13 protein-coding genes are annotated in these 17,345 nt (G+C 37.8%); 10 read left to right on the forward strand and 3 right to left on the reverse strand.

The genetic code is table 11. The annotated features are described in order from the left end of the window. The first annotated feature begins 38 nt into the window (after positions 1-38). The 8 genes from uxaC to BM012_RS05800 all read left to right on the forward strand — a co-directional run bounded on the left by uxaC (position 39) and on the right by BM012_RS05800 (position 11,478). Positions 39-1,466, forward strand: coding sequence for a glucuronate isomerase (uxaC, locus tag BM012_RS05765; RefSeq protein WP_061803623.1), 1,428 nt, complete (start codon positions 39-41; stop codon positions 1,464-1,466). Positions 1,467-1,503: 37 nt separating this feature from the next. Then, positions 1,504-2,880: a glycoside-pentoside-hexuronide (GPH):cation symporter gene (locus BM012_RS05770; protein ID WP_061803624.1), complete on the forward strand. Its 1,377-nt coding sequence runs from the start codon at positions 1,504-1,506 to the stop codon at positions 2,878-2,880. A gap of 101 nt (positions 2,881-2,981) precedes the next feature. Further along, complete coding sequence (locus BM012_RS05775) at positions 2,982-3,980, forward strand: LacI family DNA-binding transcriptional regulator (protein WP_061803625.1); 999 nt, start codon at positions 2,982-2,984, stop codon at positions 3,978-3,980. 67 nt (positions 3,981-4,047) lie between these two features. Further along, the gene (locus BM012_RS05780) at positions 4,048-5,508 is read left to right on the forward strand and encodes a tagaturonate reductase (protein ID WP_061803626.1); all 1,461 of its coding nucleotides are present in this window, start codon (positions 4,048-4,050) and stop codon (positions 5,506-5,508) included. 14 nt (positions 5,509-5,522) lie between these two features. Next, positions 5,523-7,013, forward strand: coding sequence for a UxaA family hydrolase (locus BM012_RS05785; RefSeq protein ID WP_061803627.1), 1,491 nt, complete (start codon positions 5,523-5,525; stop codon positions 7,011-7,013). Between the two features lie 18 nt (positions 7,014-7,031). Further along, the gene (locus BM012_RS05790) at positions 7,032-8,330 is read left to right on the forward strand and encodes a Gfo/Idh/MocA family protein (RefSeq protein ID WP_074842785.1); all 1,299 of its coding nucleotides are present in this window, start codon (positions 7,032-7,034) and stop codon (positions 8,328-8,330) included. A 462-nt stretch (positions 8,331-8,792) separates the two neighbouring features. After that, positions 8,793-10,307 carry an MFS transporter gene (locus BM012_RS05795; protein WP_061803628.1) on the forward strand — a complete coding sequence of 505 codons (1,515 nt, stop codon included), beginning with the start codon at positions 8,793-8,795 and terminating at the stop codon, positions 10,305-10,307. A 43-nt stretch (positions 10,308-10,350) separates the two neighbouring features. Further along, positions 10,351-11,478, forward strand: a complete 1,128-nt coding sequence (locus tag BM012_RS05800) for a glycoside hydrolase family 88/105 protein (protein WP_082802538.1) — start codon at positions 10,351-10,353, stop codon at positions 11,476-11,478. Between the two features lie 124 nt (positions 11,479-11,602). On the opposite strand, the gene kduD is transcribed toward BM012_RS05800, so the two are convergent. Genes kduD through BM012_RS05815 form a run of 3 tightly spaced genes read right to left on the reverse strand, consistent with a single transcriptional unit; the run spans position 11,603 to position 13,910 of the window. Further along, positions 11,603-12,385, reverse strand: coding sequence for a 2-dehydro-3-deoxy-D-gluconate 5-dehydrogenase KduD (gene kduD / locus BM012_RS05805; RefSeq protein ID WP_061803629.1), 783 nt, complete (start codon positions 12,383-12,385; stop codon positions 11,603-11,605). Positions 12,386-12,399: 14 nt separating this feature from the next. After that, a complete protein-coding gene (gene kduI, locus BM012_RS05810) occupies positions 12,400-13,230 on the reverse strand; it encodes a 5-dehydro-4-deoxy-D-glucuronate isomerase (RefSeq protein WP_061803630.1) in 831 nt (276 codons plus the stop codon). Positions 13,231-13,256: 26 nt separating this feature from the next. Beyond that, the gene (locus tag BM012_RS05815; protein ID WP_061803631.1) at positions 13,257-13,910 is read right to left on the reverse strand and encodes a bifunctional 4-hydroxy-2-oxoglutarate aldolase/2-dehydro-3-deoxy-phosphogluconate aldolase; all 654 of its coding nucleotides are present in this window, start codon (positions 13,908-13,910) and stop codon (positions 13,257-13,259) included. Between the two features lie 333 nt (positions 13,911-14,243). Here BM012_RS05815 and BM012_RS05820 point away from each other — a divergent pair, with 333 nt between their 5' ends. Then, a complete protein-coding gene (locus BM012_RS05820) occupies positions 14,244-14,840 on the forward strand; it encodes a TetR/AcrR family transcriptional regulator (RefSeq protein WP_061803632.1) in 597 nt (198 codons plus the stop codon). Positions 14,841-15,096: 256 nt separating this feature from the next. Beyond that, positions 15,097-17,313, forward strand: coding sequence for an MMPL family transporter (locus BM012_RS05825; protein ID WP_061803633.1), 2,217 nt, complete (start codon positions 15,097-15,099; stop codon positions 17,311-17,313). The last annotated feature ends 32 nt before the right edge of the window (positions 17,314-17,345 follow it).

The raw sequence follows: 17,345 nt of genomic DNA on the forward strand, positions 1-17,345 counted from the left end.
AAATGTTAACGTTAACAAAAAAGGAGGATATCTAAAAGATGAAGGGATTTATGAGTGAAGATTTCTTACTTACAAACAGCACAGCAGTAAAGCTATATCATGAATACGCAAAAGATATGCCGATTATTGACTACCATTGCCATTTAAGTCCAAAAGAGATTTATGAAAATAAGCAGTTTCGTAATATAACAGACATTTGGTTAGATGGTGATCATTATAAGTGGAGATTGATGAGAGCAAACGGAATTGAGGAGGATTATATTACAGGAAACAAAAGCGACTATGAAAAATTTATCGCCTGGGCTAAAACAGTCCCAATGACAATTGGAAATCCACTTTTTCATTGGACACATCTTGAATTGCAGCGCTTCTTTAATATTGATGAACTTCTGAATGAACGCACAGCAGATCATATTTGGGAGAAAACAAACGAAAAGTTAGCAGGTGGGTCACTAAGAGCAAGGGACTTTATTACGGCTTCAAAAGTTGAAGTTGTTTGTACAACGGATGATCCTGTAGATTCATTGGAGTATCACCTTAAAATAAAAGAACTTAAAAACTTTGACACAGCTGTACTACCGAGTTTCAGACCTGATAAAGGACTTGAAATCAATCGGCAGGGGTTTAGTAATTGGGTTAAATCCCTCGAAGAAGCTGCTAATATATCAATTGACAACTATGATCGTTTTCTAGAAGCACTTGAAAGCCGCGTGCGCTTTTTCCATTCTGTTGGAGGAAGAGTCTCTGACCACGCTCTTGACCGCGTTGTATATGAAGTGGTAACAAAAGAAGAAGCAGGACGCATTTTTGAGAAAGTAATGCTGCAAGGACAAAGTATTACAGAGGAAGAAGAGCGAAAATACAAGACATATACGCTTATTTTCTTAGGGGAATTATATAAAGAACTTGATTGGGTTATGCAATTTCATATCCATGCTCTTCGAAATAACAGCACAAAAGGTTTTGAAAGTCTTGGACCTGATACTGGATACGATGCAATGGACGACGGAGAAATAGCAAAGCCGCTTGTTAGTCTTTTCAATCAGCTAGAGAGAGAAGGAAGTTTGCCAAAAACCGTTGTATATTCTCTAAATCCAAAAGACAATCCTGTTATCGCAACAGTAATAGGAAGCTTTCAAGGAGGAGGAGTACCAGGGAAAATGCAGTTCGGAACAGCATGGTGGTTTAACGACCAGAGAGAAGGTATGTTAGATCAAATGAAAACGCTATCAAATATGGGGCTTTTCAGTCAGTTTATCGGCATGCTTACAGATTCAAGAAGCTTTTTATCTTATACAAGGCATGAATATTTTAGAAGACTTGTTTGTGACCTTGTTGGTACATGGGTTGAGCAAGGGGAAGTACCATTTGATGAAGAACTGTTAGAACGCATTATAAAAGGGATTTGCTATAACAATGCTAAAGGCTATTTTAATTTTCCAGCTTATACAGTTCAACAATCTTAGCTAAGAGAGGAGATTGTAAAAGAAGGGGAGTTCGCGATTGAGCGTTGTAAAAACAGAAGGAAAAGTAGAGGTCAAAGTAGAAGGACTTAGCATAAAAGAAAAAGTCTCCTATGGTATGGGAGACTTTGGAAATGGGTTTATGTTTGACTTAGGACAGCTATACTTACTCAAGTTTTTTACAGATGTAGCAGGAATCCCAGCCGCTGCTGCTGGAGGGATTTTTCTTGTTAGCAAACTTTTTGCCGCTATTTGTGATCCAATTGTAGGCTCTTCTATTGATTATCGAAGAAATATTGGTGAAAAAGGGAAGTTTCGACCATATCTTCTATTTGGAAGCATTATTTTAGCCATTTTAACTGTCTTGACCTTTATTTCACCGAATCTTTCCTCAACAGGAAAGCTCGTTTATGCCTATGCTTCCTATATGATTTGGGGAATTGGCTATTCCTTTGTTAATATCCCTTATGGTTCGCTTGGGGCGGCAATGACACAAAACGCTGCTGATCGAACGTCTCTTGCTGCTTTTAGACAAACAGGTTCTCTTGGAGCACTTTTTATGACAAGCATTGCTGTTGTTCCTCTTATTCTATTGTTTCCGAGCGAAAGGATTGGCTACCCCGTTGTAATGGGGATAATGTCTCTTGTTGGCGTGTTAGGGTTCTATATATGCTATCGTAACTGCCAAGAACGCATTGTTGTAAAAGAAGGTCCAAAGGAAAAACTTTCGTTCATGTCTATCATCAGAACCTTTGCTTCAAATAAACCACTTTTAACACTTGTGCTTATGACGGTTTTTACGATATCTGCCTACAACATTAAATCAGCAATGCTTATCTATTTTGCTCAATATAATCTTGGAAATGTTCAGCTTATGGCTTATATGAATTTTATTATTATTGGTTCCTCTTTTCTAGGAGTTATCATGCTTCCGAAGCTTGTAAGGCGCTTTGGTAAGAAAAAAACGGCGATGATTGGACTCGGCATAAGTATCATAGCAGATACAGCAAACTTTTTTATGCCGTCAAATGTTGTGTTGTTCACTGTTTTAGCTAGCATTGCCTTTATCGGTATTAGCATTCCAAACGGGATTACATGGGCGCTTGTTTCAGACATTATTGATTATGGAGAATGGAAAACAGGAGAAAGGAAAGAAGGAACAACATACGCTCTCTTTAACTTTTCGAGAAAGCTCGCTCAATCTCTGTCAGGCTTTCTCTCAGGAGTTGGACTTGGTATTATTGGATACATTCCAAATGTTACACAAGCATCAAACACGCTTTTAGGGATAAAAAGTCTGTTGCTTCTCTATCCTGCTGTTGCTTTGGGGATTGCAATGCTTGTAATTGGCTTGCTTTATAAATTGACGGATGAAAAGCACGAAGAGATGGTAAAAGATCTTCAAGCTCGAACTTAGAAAATCCTCATCTTTAGCCAATATCTGCTTATTATTCGAGAGTTTTTGTGATATTCTTATACTGAAAATACAGGGTAACTCACTAAAGGTAGGTAAATGAAATGAGTGTTACAATTAAGGATATTGCAAAGCTAGCTAATGTATCACATACGACAGTTTCAAGGGCTTTGAACAATAGCCCGCTTATAAAAGAAAAAACAAAAAAGAAAATTTTAGATATCGCAAATCAGCTTAACTATATTCCAGATTATCACGCCAAAAATTTAGTGATGCAAAAATCCCATACAATTGGTTTGTTTTTTACAAGTATGGGAACAGGAACATCACCAAGCTTTCTCGTTGATACAATTCGAGGAGTGAACAGAATTATTGATGTTCAGTACAACTTGTTTGTGCGAGGAATTGATGACTATGACGATTTTTCTTATATAAACAATAAGCGCTTTGACGGGATTATTCTAATGAGTCAAAGTGATCGTGATAATATGTTTATTTACAATATTATCGAAAAGCAAATTCCGCTTGTTGTACTCAATAGACAAGTGGACGATGATGCTGTTATGAATATCTTGTCTAATGATAAAGAAGGTGCTTATGAAGCTGGAGAATACTTCGTTTCTTCAGGTCATAAAGATCTAGCTATTATTGAGGGAATTCAAGGATTCAAATCAACGCAGCAGAGAAGGGACGGCTTCTTACAATCGTTAATCGACAATGGAATCACAATTCGCCAGGAATATATTGTGCAAGGAAATTATGATATGCAAAGTGGATATGAAGCGATGTGTAAGCTACTTGATTTACCAAACCGGCCAACAGCTGTTTTTTGCTCAAATGATGATATGGCGATTGGAGCACTTAATGCTGTTTTTGAGCGAAACTTAAGCGTACCTCATGACATTTCTGTGATTGGCTTTGATGATATTGAATCTGCAAAGTATACAAATCCATCTTTAACAACGGTAAAAAGACCCATTGAAAAAATTAGCATGGCAGGCGTTGAGGCCATTTTATCGCTCATTAATGGGAAAGAAAATCTTCAAAAGAAGACGTTTATTAATACGGAATTAATTCGCCGCAAATCCGTGAAAAGCTTATGAATATAGAGCCGGTTATAGGAATAGCCGGCTTCTGATTGTTAACGTGTGCAAATAAGGGGGAATAAATATGAAATTAAGCCGTGGAAATGCAGAATTTCATTCTGTTCAAACAGAGAATGTGCTTCAATTTGGAGAAGGTGTTTTTCTCCGTGGCTTTGTTGATTGGCAAATTCAGAAAATGAATGAGAAAGGCTATTTTAACGGGAGTGTTGTAGCCGTGAATCCTCGCAGAACGGGAAATGCGCCAAAATTAAATGAGCAAGATGGGTTGTTTACGGTTTCTTTACAAGGACTACAACATGGCGAAATAGTTAAAACCTCCTCTGTTGTAAGCTGTGTGCAAAGAGGGGTTCATCCGTATAAACAGTATGATGAATATATAAAAATAGCAGAAAATGAAAATCTGCGTTTTGTTATTTCCAATACAACAGAAGCAGGTATTGCGTTTCGAGAAGAAGATAAACTTGAAGATCAACCACAGGAAAGTTTCCCAGGCAAAGTAGCAGCTTTCTTGTATCATAGATACCAATTTTTTGAAGGAGATGAAACAAAAGGTCTTATTTTCTTACCTTGTGAGCTGCTTGATCAAAACGGAGAAAAATTGAAAGCACTCCTGCTGCGTTATGCTGAAAAGTGGGATCTTGAGAAAGAATTTAGCACATGGATTCAGTGTGCCAACACCTTTTGTTCAACGCTTGTCGATCGTATTGTTCCTGGCTATTCGGAAGAAGAAGCAGGGAGAATACAAGAAGAAGAAGGATACAAGGACCGTTTGCTTGTTGTTGCAGAGCCTTTTTATCAGTGGGTTATAGAAGCTCCTTCGTTTGTACGTGAGGAATTCCCAGCTGAAAAGGCAATGTTGAATGTGAAATTTGTAGACGATATTACCCCATATGCACTTCAGAAAGTAAGAATATTAAACGGCCTTCATACAGCAATGATGCCTATTGCATATCTTGCAGGATGCAATACAGTAAGAGAAGCGATTTGCAGTCCTCACATTGGTATTTTTATTCGAGCCCTTGCTTATGATGAGATTATTCCTATTCTTTCTGTTTCCAAAGAAGAAGCATCGGCATTTGCAGAGGCAGTGCTTGAACGATTCCAAAATCCGTTTATTCGTCATGACTTATTAAGCATTTCTCTTAATAGTCTTACAAAGTTTAAAGCTAGGAATCTTCCAACACTGAGAGAGTATGTGAAAAAGTATCGGAAAGTTCCAAAACTTCTTTCTTTTTCTCTTGGTGCGTTTTTTGTTTTTTATAAAGGTAAAAGAGGAGAAGAGAATATTCCACTTTCAGATCAGGAAGAGCTTATCGAGCTATTTCAATCTCTTTGGGAAAAAAGCAATAGTGAGAAGGGAATTCATCATCTTGTGAGCACCGCTCTTTCGCTAGAAGAACATTGGGGTGAAGATTTAAGCAAAATCCCTGGATTAGCAAATGCTGTAGAGAGTGCTATATTGCAAATTGAAGAAGCTGGTATGGAGAACGCCTTAAAAAAACTTTTTCATTTATCAACAACATAAAAGGAGTCGGAAAAATGAAAAACATGATTAAAATTCATGAAGCTGATAATGTAGCTGTTGCGTTAAGAAGTTTTCGCAACAAAGAAAAAATTACGGTTGCAGAAAATGAAGTGGAAGTTAAAGACGGAGTAAAAAGTGGGCATAAAATTGCGTTAACAGATATTGCCCAAGGAGAAAATATTATCAAATATGGAGCTCCTATTGGGCATGCAACCAAGAGTATTGCAAAAGGAGAATGGGTACACACTCATAACACGAAAACAAATTTAAGCGCCAAAATAGAATATACATTTCAACAAAATATAGTACACAATACAGGAGTGAAAGAGCATAGAACTTTTAAAGGATATCGGCGTAAAGATGGAAATGTAGGTATCCGTAATGAGCTATGGATTGTTCCCACAGTTGGATGTGTAAATGGAATTGGGGAACGAATGATTAAAGAATTTGAGCTTGAAGTAGGTTCTAATAACCCGTTTGATAATATGATGGTTCTAAAACATAACTATGGCTGCTCACAGCTTGGAGACGATCATGTAAATACACGTACTATCTTAACTAAAATGGTTAAGCATCCGAATGCAGCAGGAGTTCTTGTTTTGGGCCTTGGATGCGAGAATAATGGCTTAGAAGATTTTAAGGAAGCGCTTGGTTCTTTCGATGAAAATCGGATCAAATTTTTACGTTCGCAGGATGTAGAAGATGAAATCGAAGAAGGAGTAAAGCTGCTAAAGGAAATTAGTGCAGCTGCTAGCGATGATAAACGAGAAGAGGTACCGTTAAGCGAGCTTAAAGTTGGGCTAAAGTGTGGAGGATCTGATGGTTTGTCTGGTATTACGGCTAACCCGCTTCTTGGTCGCTTTTCTGACTGGCTTATCGCACAGGGAGGAACAAGTGTCCTTACAGAAGTTCCAGAAATGTTCGGGGCCGAAACATTATTGATGGAGCGAGCTAAAAATGAAGAAGTATTTCATAAAATTGTTGATTTGATTAATGATTTTAAGTCATATTTTCTCGCCCATAATCAGCCGATTTATGAAAATCCTTCTCCTGGAAATAAAGAAGGTGGAATTACCACCCTTGAAGATAAATCGCTTGGATGTACACAAAAAGCGGGAATTTCGCCTGTTGTAGATGTACTTAAATATGGAGAGTCTTTGCAAGCTAAAGGCTTGAATCTTTTGAGTGCTCCTGGAAATGACCTTGTTGCTTCAACAGCTCTTGCCGCATCAGGGTGTCAAATCGTACTTTTTACAACAGGAAGAGGCACTCCTTTTGGTACCTTTGTTCCAACAATGAAAATATCAACAAACACACCGATTTATGAAAAGAAGAAGCACTGGATTGATTTTAATGCAGGAACACTTGTTGAAGCGGAAAATGAGGAAGCTTCTTTAGACCGTTTTATTGCGTATATTACTTCTGTTGCAAACGGAGAACTTGTGAACAATGAAAAGAACAGCTTCCGAGAAATAGCCATTTTTAAGTCAGGTGTTACGCTTTAGAAGAAAGGGGAATGAAAAGTGAAAAAGTATGCCATTTGTGGAGTAAGTAACAGAGCATTAGGAATGTTTATTAAACCGATGTTAACAACCTTTTCAGAACATAAGATTGTTAGTTTATTAGACCATGATGAAGCAAGATTTGAAGCCTGTAAAAAAAGATTCCCAACCCTTGCTATGACTCCCGTTTATTTTCCAGAGGAGTTTCAGAAAATGGTAGAACGAGAGAAACCTGATGCAGTGATTGTAGCAGGGAGAGACGATACCCATGTTGATTATATTATGAAAGCTTTAGAAAATAATCTTGATGTGATTACAGAAAAACCAATGGTTACAACAGCAGAAGATGCAAGAAAAGTAATGGAAGCGGAGAAAAAAAGCGAAGGTTCTGTAAAGGTGACGTTTAACTATCGATATAACCCTTACCATCGTAAAATCAAAGAAATGATTTTAGATGGAAGACTAGGAAGAATCACTTCTGTTGATTTAAATTGGTATATTGATACGTATCATGGCGCAAGTTATTTCAAACGTTGGAATAGATATCGCGATCGTTCAGGAGGGCTTTCTATTCACAAGTCAACACATCACTTTGATCTTGTTAACTGGTGGCTTAACGATGTGCCCGAGGAAGTTTTTGCATATGGAAGTCTGCATTACTATGGAGAAGAAGGAGAATGGAATCCATTAAAAGAGAGCGGTCGTTTTTGTGGTACTTGTCATGTGAAAAATCGATGTCATTATTATCAGAGATGGAACAATAGAAGTGAAAGTAGAACAGTTCAAGATGATCATCTGCAACAGGATATGATGAACGGCAATCAAGCTATGTATACGAACTATCGTCCTGATGCTTGCATTTTTGATGATGACATTGAAATTGAAGATACGTATGCTGCTGCGATTAAATATAAAAAGGGAGCTCTATTAAGCTATTCTATTAACTTTTCGCTTCCATATGAAGGATATCGCCTTGCTATTAATGGAACAAAAGGAAGAATTGAGACAACGGAATATCATGAGCCAAGTCGAATTTCATTTCAATTTCCAAAGCAGAAAATCGATTATTTTCCGCTGTTTGGTGCAAAAGAAAGCATTGAAGTTGTAGAAACCGAAGGAGGACACGGAGGTGGAGATCCACTTCTTTTAGAAGAGCTTTTTTTAGGAAGAGATCCGTTGCGAAATTACGATATTTTAGCAGGAGCAGAAGCTGGGGCCTATTCCATTGCAGTAGGAGAAGGGGTATGGCGTTCAGTCCAAGAAAAGCGTCCAATTTCAATTGAAAGTCTGCTGAAATTCAAAGAAAAAAGCAGAAAATAAATATGAATCCGCTTTCAGAAATGTGTTGTATTCTTCCAGAGAAAACATTATAATGAAAACATAAAAGCTTAACGTTAACATTAGAGCAATTTTTATGCTAACGAAGAAAAAGCAGAAAGGAGGACAGGGTAGGAAAGACTTTGGCATACACGTGAGCGTGAATTTTAAGCTGAGAAGATTGAAAATTATAAAAAAAGAGAAGAAAACTTCTTAGCTTTGCAAGTTAGCAATCCCTAAAATGTTAACGTTAACATTTTAGGAGAGTAGAGATAGATAACAGTTTTAAGAAAAAAGTCGCGTAATAAAAAAAGCAAGAGAAATTAGTGGATAATTTCTCTTGCGAACATAGCCTGTCATTTTTAATAAATTCATAGACATACCATTATTGAAACATAAATTGCGATCTATGACAAACAAAAACTCATGTTTCTTTATCGGTGCTGTAAAGAAGGGGAGATTTTCGTGCAGAGAAAAATAGGGTTAAGCCACCAGCTTGCTTATGGAAGTGCGAATCTACTTGGAAGTGGTGCATTAGCCATCAGTGGAGCATGGCTCATGTATTTTTATACCACCTTCTGTGGATTATCAATTGTTCAAGCCGCAGCTATCTTTTCTATCGCAAGCGTTGTAGATGCTGTAAGTAATCCAATCATGGGTTTTATTACAGATAATTTTCATAAAACAAGGTTAGGGAAACGATTTGGAAGAAGAAAGTTTTTTATTCTTTTAGGAATACCGCTTATGCTTGTTTATCCAATGCTATGGGTAGACGGATTTGGATTTTGGTATTATCTATTAACCTATATTTTGTTTGAATTAATCTACACATCCGTTATGGTACCGTACGAAACAATTGCAGCTGAAATGACAACAGATTTTAGCCTTCGTTCAAAATTAACAGGTTTCAAAGCCATCTTTGGGAAGATTGCAAACTTTCTCGCTGCTTTTATTCCAGGACGTTTTATTGCTGAATATGGGCAAGATTCACCATTACCTTTCTTTTACACGGGACTTCTCTACGGAGGGATTATGGTTATCGCACTCATCAGTCTCTATATGTTTTCATGGGAGCGTTCAGCAGACGAGATTAGAGATGAACGTACAGGATCCTTGTGGGAATCATTGAAAAAGCTCTTTATTGATATGATATCAACGTTTAGAGTTCGGACGTTTCGTCACCATCTAGGAATGTACTTGTTTGGATTTGGAGCAGAATGGCTGTTTGCTTCTGCATTTACGTATTTCATTGTTTTTGGTCTTGGTCAGAGTTCTGAACTTGTTTCTAACTTATTAAGCTTCAGCTCAATCATGCAGCTTATCTCAACTGCTTTCTTTATTTGGCTTTGCGTGAAAATGGGATTTGCACGTCCATTTCGAATTGCTCTGAATGTTGTTATATTAAGTGTTATTGGCTATACAGCTCTCTACTTTACAGGTTCAGAAAACCTTGTAATTCTTCTATTTGCAATCACGATGTTCTTTGGTTTAGGAACAGGAGGAGTGTTCTATATTCCATGGAACGTATATACATTCTTAGCTGATGTTGATGAAGCGGTAACAGGCAGAAGACGTGAAGGTCTTTACGCTGGTGTAATGACGTTTGCGGGAAAACTTACAAGAGCTGTTGTGGTATATATTCTTGGCTGGGTATTAGGAAACTTCGGTTTTGTCTCAGGTCAGTCAACGCAGCCGGAAGCAGCCGTTCAAGCCGTTGTAGGAGTATTTGCTATCGGCGTTATCAGCCTTGCAATTGGAGGCGTAATCTCAGCTTATAAACTAAAACTAGATCGCGAATCACACGGCATTCTAATCAAAGAAATTGACCGTATTAATGACGGTGGTTCAATGAAAGAAGTTGACAACAAAACGCGCACTGTAGTGGAAGCGCTAACAGGATTTCCATATGAAAAATGTTTTGGAAACAATAACGTTGGCTATCAGCAGAAGCCAGACATTGACTCAAGTTTAAAAGCATAAGCTTTTTCTCATATAATAAAAAATCTAAAAATGAGGTGGAACAATGTTACAAATGAATGATAAGAAACTGTATAATGATTGGGCTGCTAAAACATCAGATTCTGTTATGAAAAGAAGACCAGAAATTAATACAAAATGGGAATATGAAGATGGAGTTGTTCTTCAAGGGATGGAGCTTGTCTTCAACAAAACAGGTGATAAAAAATATTTAGAATATATGATGAAAAGCATGGATTTATTCGTCGATGAGAACGGCAATATTCCAAAGTATTCATCAAACGAATTCAACATCGATCACATTAACAATGGAAAGGTGCTTCTTGCTCTTTATGAGCATACAGAAGATGAGCGTTATAAAAAGGCAGCAGATCTTTTAAGAAGTCAGTTAACAAACCATCCACGAACAAGTGAAGGAGCATTTTGGCATAAGGAGATTTATCCATACCAAATTTGGTTGGACGGTCTTTATATGGGATCTGTCTTTTATGCCCGCTATATTAAAGAATTTGGTGAAGAAGCAGAGTTTGAAGATGTGATGAAACAGTTTACCCTTTCTTATAAGCATACAAGAGATGAAGAAACAGGTCTTCTTCATCATGCATGGGATGAAAAAAGAGAGCAGCCTTGGTGTGATAAAGAAACAGGACTTTCAAAACATTATTGGGCACGCTCAATCGGCTGGTACGTGATGGCGATTGTTGATGTACTCGACTACATTCCGGAAAGTTATGAAGGAAGAGACGTTCTTCTTAATATGTTAGAAGAAACGGTAGAAGCGATGATGAACTATCAAGATAAAGAAACAGGAGTATGGTATCAAATTGTGAATCAGCAGGAGCGGAAAGGAAACTATTTAGAGTCATCTGGATCAGCTATGATGCTATATGCGATTGCAAAAGGCGTGAGAAAAAATTATTTATCACAAGACTGGTTTGAAAAAGCTGAACATATCTATAAAGGGATTATTGATGAGTTTATCTTAACAACAAAAGATGGATTAGTGAATGTTAATAAAATATGCCAAGTGGCAGGACTCGGTGGAAAAGACAAAAGAGATGGCTCATTTGCTTACTATATTAGTGAACCAATTGTGACTAATGACCACAAAGGGGTTGGACCATTCATTCTTGCAAGTGCTGAAATGGAAATGCTGTATGAGGAGCGAAAATAAAAAAAAGAGTTCTAGCAAATGCTAGAACTCTTTTTTTTATCTGCAGACGCCTTTGGCATGTGTGCTTCTAAATCGTGTCTTCGAGTTGCTTCCATCCCGCATCATGTTGATGCGGCTTAATCGTCTACCGAGCCAACCAACCGCCATCAACGGCTAAAATATGCCCGTTCATATAATCTGAAGCTCTGCTTGATAAAAAGACAGCTGTACCCATTAAATCTACTGGAGTTGCCCAACGAGCAGCAGGAATTCGACTTAAAATTTCTTTGTTGCGCTGCTCGTCAGCTCGAATAGGGGCAGTATTTGCTGTTTCTACATATCCAGGAGCAATAGCGTTCACTTGGATATTGTATTCAGCAAGTTCGTTTGCAAAGGATTTTGTAAGCCCTGTTACAGCATGTTTGCTTGCTGTATAGGAAGGAACAAATTTTCCACCTTGGAAGGATAGCATTGAAGCAATATTAATAATCTTACCGCTCTTTTGTTCAGCCATTACCTTTGCTGCTTCTTGACTTAAAAAATAAACAGCATCTTGGTTAATCGCCATTACATCATCCCAGTCTTCTTCTTTATATTGAAGGATAGGAGCCCGTCGGATAGTTCCAGCGTTATTAATTAAAATATCAATCTTCTTATAAATGTTAAGACATTCTGAAACTACCTGTTTGATAGCGGAGCGATCAGATAAATCTGCTTGATGGAAATGAACATTTCCTCCTGCTTCTTCCACAAGAGCTCGGGTTTCATCCCACTCTTTTCCATGTGTCACAATAAACAAATCCGCACCAGCTTTAGCAAGGGCAACCGCACAGCCTTGACCTAGTCCTTTGTTTCCTCCTGTCACAATTGCTACTTTCCCGTCAAGGCGGAAGAAGTCCATTGAAAATGAGCTTACATCTTTTGTCATTTACCGGTTCCTCCTTAGCGTAAGTCTTCCATTTTGACATGATCCATATCATCGTACGTAATGTTTTCTCCACACATTCCCCAAATGAACGTATAGTTACTTGTTGCTGTTCCAGTATGAATAGACCAGCTTGGAGAGATTGCCGCTTGTTCATTTTTCATTACAAGGTGTCTTGTCTCATCGGGTTTTCCCATAAAGTGAAAAACACGTGTATCAGGCTCCATATCAAAATATAAATATACTTCCATACGGCGTTCATGTGTATGACAAGGCATTGTGTTCCAAACGCTTCCAAGAGAAAGCATTGTTAAGCCCATTTGAAGTTGGCAGCTTTCACAAACGTTAGGATGAATATATTGATAGATGTTGCGCTCGTTTAGTGTTCCTTGCTCACCTTTATGAAGGGGATCAATTTTCTTAATATCAATCTTTACCGTTGGATATGTATGGTGCGCTGGTGTTGAGTTAATATAAAATTTCGCGGGGTTGTTTGCATTATTTGAACGGAACTTAACGTCTTTCGTTCCGCGTCCAACATATAGTCCATCTCGACCTTTCATTTCATACTCGACTCCATCAAGGATAACAGTTCCGTCCGCTCCAATGTTAATAATGCCAAGTTCACGACGCTCCAGGAAATAATTCACACCAAGCTCTTTATCTAATTTAATTGTTAATTCTTCTTGACTAGGAGTGACTCCACCGAAGATCATGCGGTCGTTATGTGTATATGTTAGATGAACATGATCTACTTCAAAAAGAGTTTCAACTAAAAAGTTATTGCGTAATTCCTCTGTTGTTTGCTTTTTTACATCTTCAGGATGATGTGCATAACGAGTTTCCATTTTTCATTCTCCTTTTCGTCATTAGTTTATTGAAGAGCCATTCTTACATTTTGAACTTTTTCAACATATTGGCGGGCAAGAAGAGAGATTTGAGAGAAATTGCCTGTTTTGGCGGGAGCCATTAGCTTTCCTCCAACTCCAACAGCAATGCACCCACTTCTAATCCAATCTTCCACATTATCAAGATCAACGCCGCCTGTTGGCATAATGTTTACTTGGGGAAGAGGAGCTTTCACAGCTTTAACGTAGTCAGGACCAAATGCGCTTCCTGGGAAGAGTTTTATAACGTCAACTCCGTAACAAAGTGCTTCCTTCATCTCAGTGACCGTCATACAACCAGGCATATACGGAACACCATATAAATTGCAAAGTTTTGCTGTTTCAACGTCAAAGCAAGGGCTTACAATAAACTGTGCCCCAGCAAGGATAGCGGTGCGGGCTGTAACAGAGTCAAGAACTGTACCAGCTCCAATGCACACGTTAACATTTTTATCGTAGCTAAAAGAGAGTTCTTTAATAACTTCCTCAGCACCTTGAATTGTAAAGGTTACTTCAATTCCTGTAATACCGCCTGCAATACAAGCTTCTGAAGTTTTGAGCGCTTCTTCCTTTGAATCACCTCTTACAACGGCAACAATACCGCACTCTGAGATCTTTGACAACACCTGTAGTTTTTTCATCGCATCCTCCAAAAAAGGGAATTAAACTAAAGTTATTATAAATAAAAGATAATTGATATTATTCAGAAAATTATAATCTTATTATATAAGAAGAGGGTAAAAACTTCAATGAATAAATGTGTCCAAATAATCTTAAAAAGCTTGGGAATATAAATATGTAAGCGAGTACAAGGTTTCGTTTTTTTTAACTTATTATCCCCTGTTTCTAAAAATATTTAGAAAGTGGGGGGAAGTTGCAAAGCTCCTTCCATACTCATTTGTGCTATCTTTTCTTAAATCATGTAAAATAAGAGATAAGGTTGAATTCAGCGGCTAGGAAAGGAGCATACCCTTATGGAGAAAAAACGAACAAGAGCGGAGGAACTAGCATGGACAAGGGAGCGCATTTTAAAAACGGCACAAAATTTATTTATGGAAAAAGGCTACCGGGCAGTATCGACACGAGAAATTGCCTCTGAATGTGGCATTACACAGCCAGCATTATATTATCACTTTTCTGATAAAGAGTCATTGTATGTAGCAATGCTTCAAGGATTCGTTGCTAAGATTGGCAAACGTTTAAAGTCTGTATCTAAACCAACAGTAGCAGAGCGATTAGAAACAATGCTTGAAGTTCTCTCTGAAGAACATCCTTCAAGCATGATGATGATGCTTCACGATACGCTCGTTGAATTTAAGGAAGAAAACAGACGCTTTATTTTTAAGCTTTGGAAGGAAGCATATTTAGATTCGTTTGTTGCTGTTTTTGAAGAGATGAAAAACGAAGGAATATTAAGAGAACAAATCTCTCCGGAAGAGGCTGCACGCTTTTGTTTGCTTACTTTAGGACAAACAATGTCAACATGGGAAGGAAAACCAAAATCTCTAGCAGGACAGTTCAAAACGCTTGTTGATCTTATTTTACATGGAACAAAGAAAACGGAAAGCTAACACATCGAAAGATTGTCAAAAAAAAGAGCACTGTGATATAAATGGGGGCGTGAGTAGGAATCCCCCTATGATATCGCACTGTTAACATAATTTTATCAGTTGATAAGTTAAATAGTTTTATGATATAACGTGAGTGAGGAAGTTATGTTTAAAACTTATCAATTGATTAATAAAGGAGAGAAGCAGCGATGTAGCGCATGATGAGAAATTTTTTTAAGGTGAACTTATCAAATGATAAATAGAAGGAAGGGATAATATGAATCATTTTATGAAAAAACTCATAAGTGGAATTGTTGGTAAAAAAGGTCGCTGGATTACGCTTATTGTATGGGTTTTACTTATTGGAGTTTTACAGATGGTGCTTCCGTCTTCAAGTACCTATACAGATGACAGCGTTGAGCCACTTCCAAGCAGTGAACCTTCTATGAAAGCTGCTAATATTGTAGAAGAGAAGTTTCCAAACAGCGACGGGGTACCGGCCGGGGTACCGGCCTTGCTTACATGGTATAACAAGGACGGCATTAGTGAAAAAGAGCTTACTGCTATTGCCTCTCTATCAAAAGAGTTGAATGAAAATAAGCTCTCTCATCAAGAGATGGCAGTGCCGTATGATAAAATACCAATGCCTGCTTTAAAAGAGCTTGTTTCTGAAGATGGCACAACTTTTATTCAAACGGTTTTATTTGAAAAAGGAGCTTCTTCTGATGAATTAAAAGAAGGTCTTACAGAATTAGAGACGCGTGTAGATCGTGAGTTTGAAGGAAATCCTCTTAATGAAAAAATTACGTCAAATAGTCTTGTTGCTCGTGTTACCGGGCCTGCGGGAATTAGCGTTGATGCAACAGGATTATTTAAAAATGCTGACGTTTCTTTATTAATCGGAACAGTTTTACTTGTACTGGTATTTCTTTTGCTTATTTATCGTTCGCCAATTTTGCCTTTTGTTCCTCTTATTGCAGTTGGAGCTGCTTATGCTGTTGCAACACCAATTCTGGGTGCGCTCGCAAAGGCTGGCTATATAAGTTATGATTCTCAAGGCATTTCCATTATGACGGTTCTTCTTTTCGGAGCTGGAACAGATTATTGTTTATTTTTAATTTCGCGCTTTCGTCTTTTCCTCTATGAAGAAGAAAGTTGTCTTAAAGCTTTAAAACGAGCATTTCTAGATACGTCAGGAGCAATTGGAGTAAGTGGTTTAACTGTTGTTTCAGCCCTTTTAGCTTTACTTGTTTCTCAATATGCTACAATTCACAACTTTGCCATTCCGTTTAGCTTATCCATTTTTATTATGATGATTTCATCATTAACCCTTGTGCCAGCACTTTTAAGTATTCTTGGCAGAAGCGCGTTTTTCCCATTTGTGCCAAGAACAGAAGATATGGAAAAAGAAAGAGCACAGAAAGAAAATAAAAAAGTTAAGCTTCACAAGCAATCTCGCTTTTGGTATAAAGTTGGAGCTTATTCAGCTAACAAGCCTGTTCGTACCGTTATCATTACACTTCTGTTTCTTATTGTGAGTTCCACATTTGTAACAGGAATTAAATATTCATATGATACGCTTTCAGCATTTCCGAAAGATACGCCATCTCGTGAAGGGTTCGACCTTATTAGCGATGGATTTGGAGCAGGAGATCTCGCTCCTTTAACAGTTGTCTTTGAACAAAATGATGAAAACGAGAATATTAAAAATGATCTTGCTCGTTTAGACGGAATAAGTCGTGTTGAAAATCCAGAAACGAGTCAAAGTGATCAAAATTTTGTTTCTTATAAAGTTGAACTTGAACAAAATCCGTATAGTAATGAAGCGATGGATGATGTAGAGCAATTGCGTAAAGATCTTAAAGAGCTTTCAGATGACAAAGGATTTGAAAATGTTTGGGTTAGTGGTCAAACAGCAGAGCAGCTTGATCAAAGAACTGTTATTGCTCACGATGAGACGAAGATTATTAGCTTTGTCATCGTTGTAGTAGCACTGCTTCTTTTACTTTATCTACGTTCTATTGTGGCAATGGGGTACTTAATTGCAACAGTATTAATTTCATTTACAAGTGCACTTGGGCTTGGCTGGGTTATTCTTCACTATGGATTTGATGTGGGAGCTATTTCAGGGCTTATCCCTATTTATGCATTCGTCTTTATTGTGGCGCTTGGAGAAGATTACAACATCTTTATGATTTCAAACATATGGGAAAAGAAAAAAGAGTTACCGCTTAAGGAAGCGATAAAAGAAGGAGTTGGACAGAGTGGGGGTGTTATTACATCTGCAGGAATTATTTTGGCAGGAACGTTCGCTGTACTTACAACACTTCCGATTCAAGTACTTGTTCAGTTTGGCTTAATTACAGCAATTGGAGTTTTGCTTGATACGTTCATTGTTCGTCCACTGCTCGTTCCAGCGATTACAAGTCTCTTAGGAAAATGGGCATTCTGGCCTTCAAAGCTTGGGAAGGTCAAAGCAAGAGAAGAGAATTAAGCGAAGAAATCCTTTGAATGTTGTTCAAAGGA

Origin of the sequence: Priestia endophytica DSM 13796 (genome assembly GCF_900115845.1) — a bacterium.
GTDB lineage: Bacteria > Bacillota > Bacilli > Bacillales > Bacillaceae_H > Bacillus_I > Bacillus_I endophytica.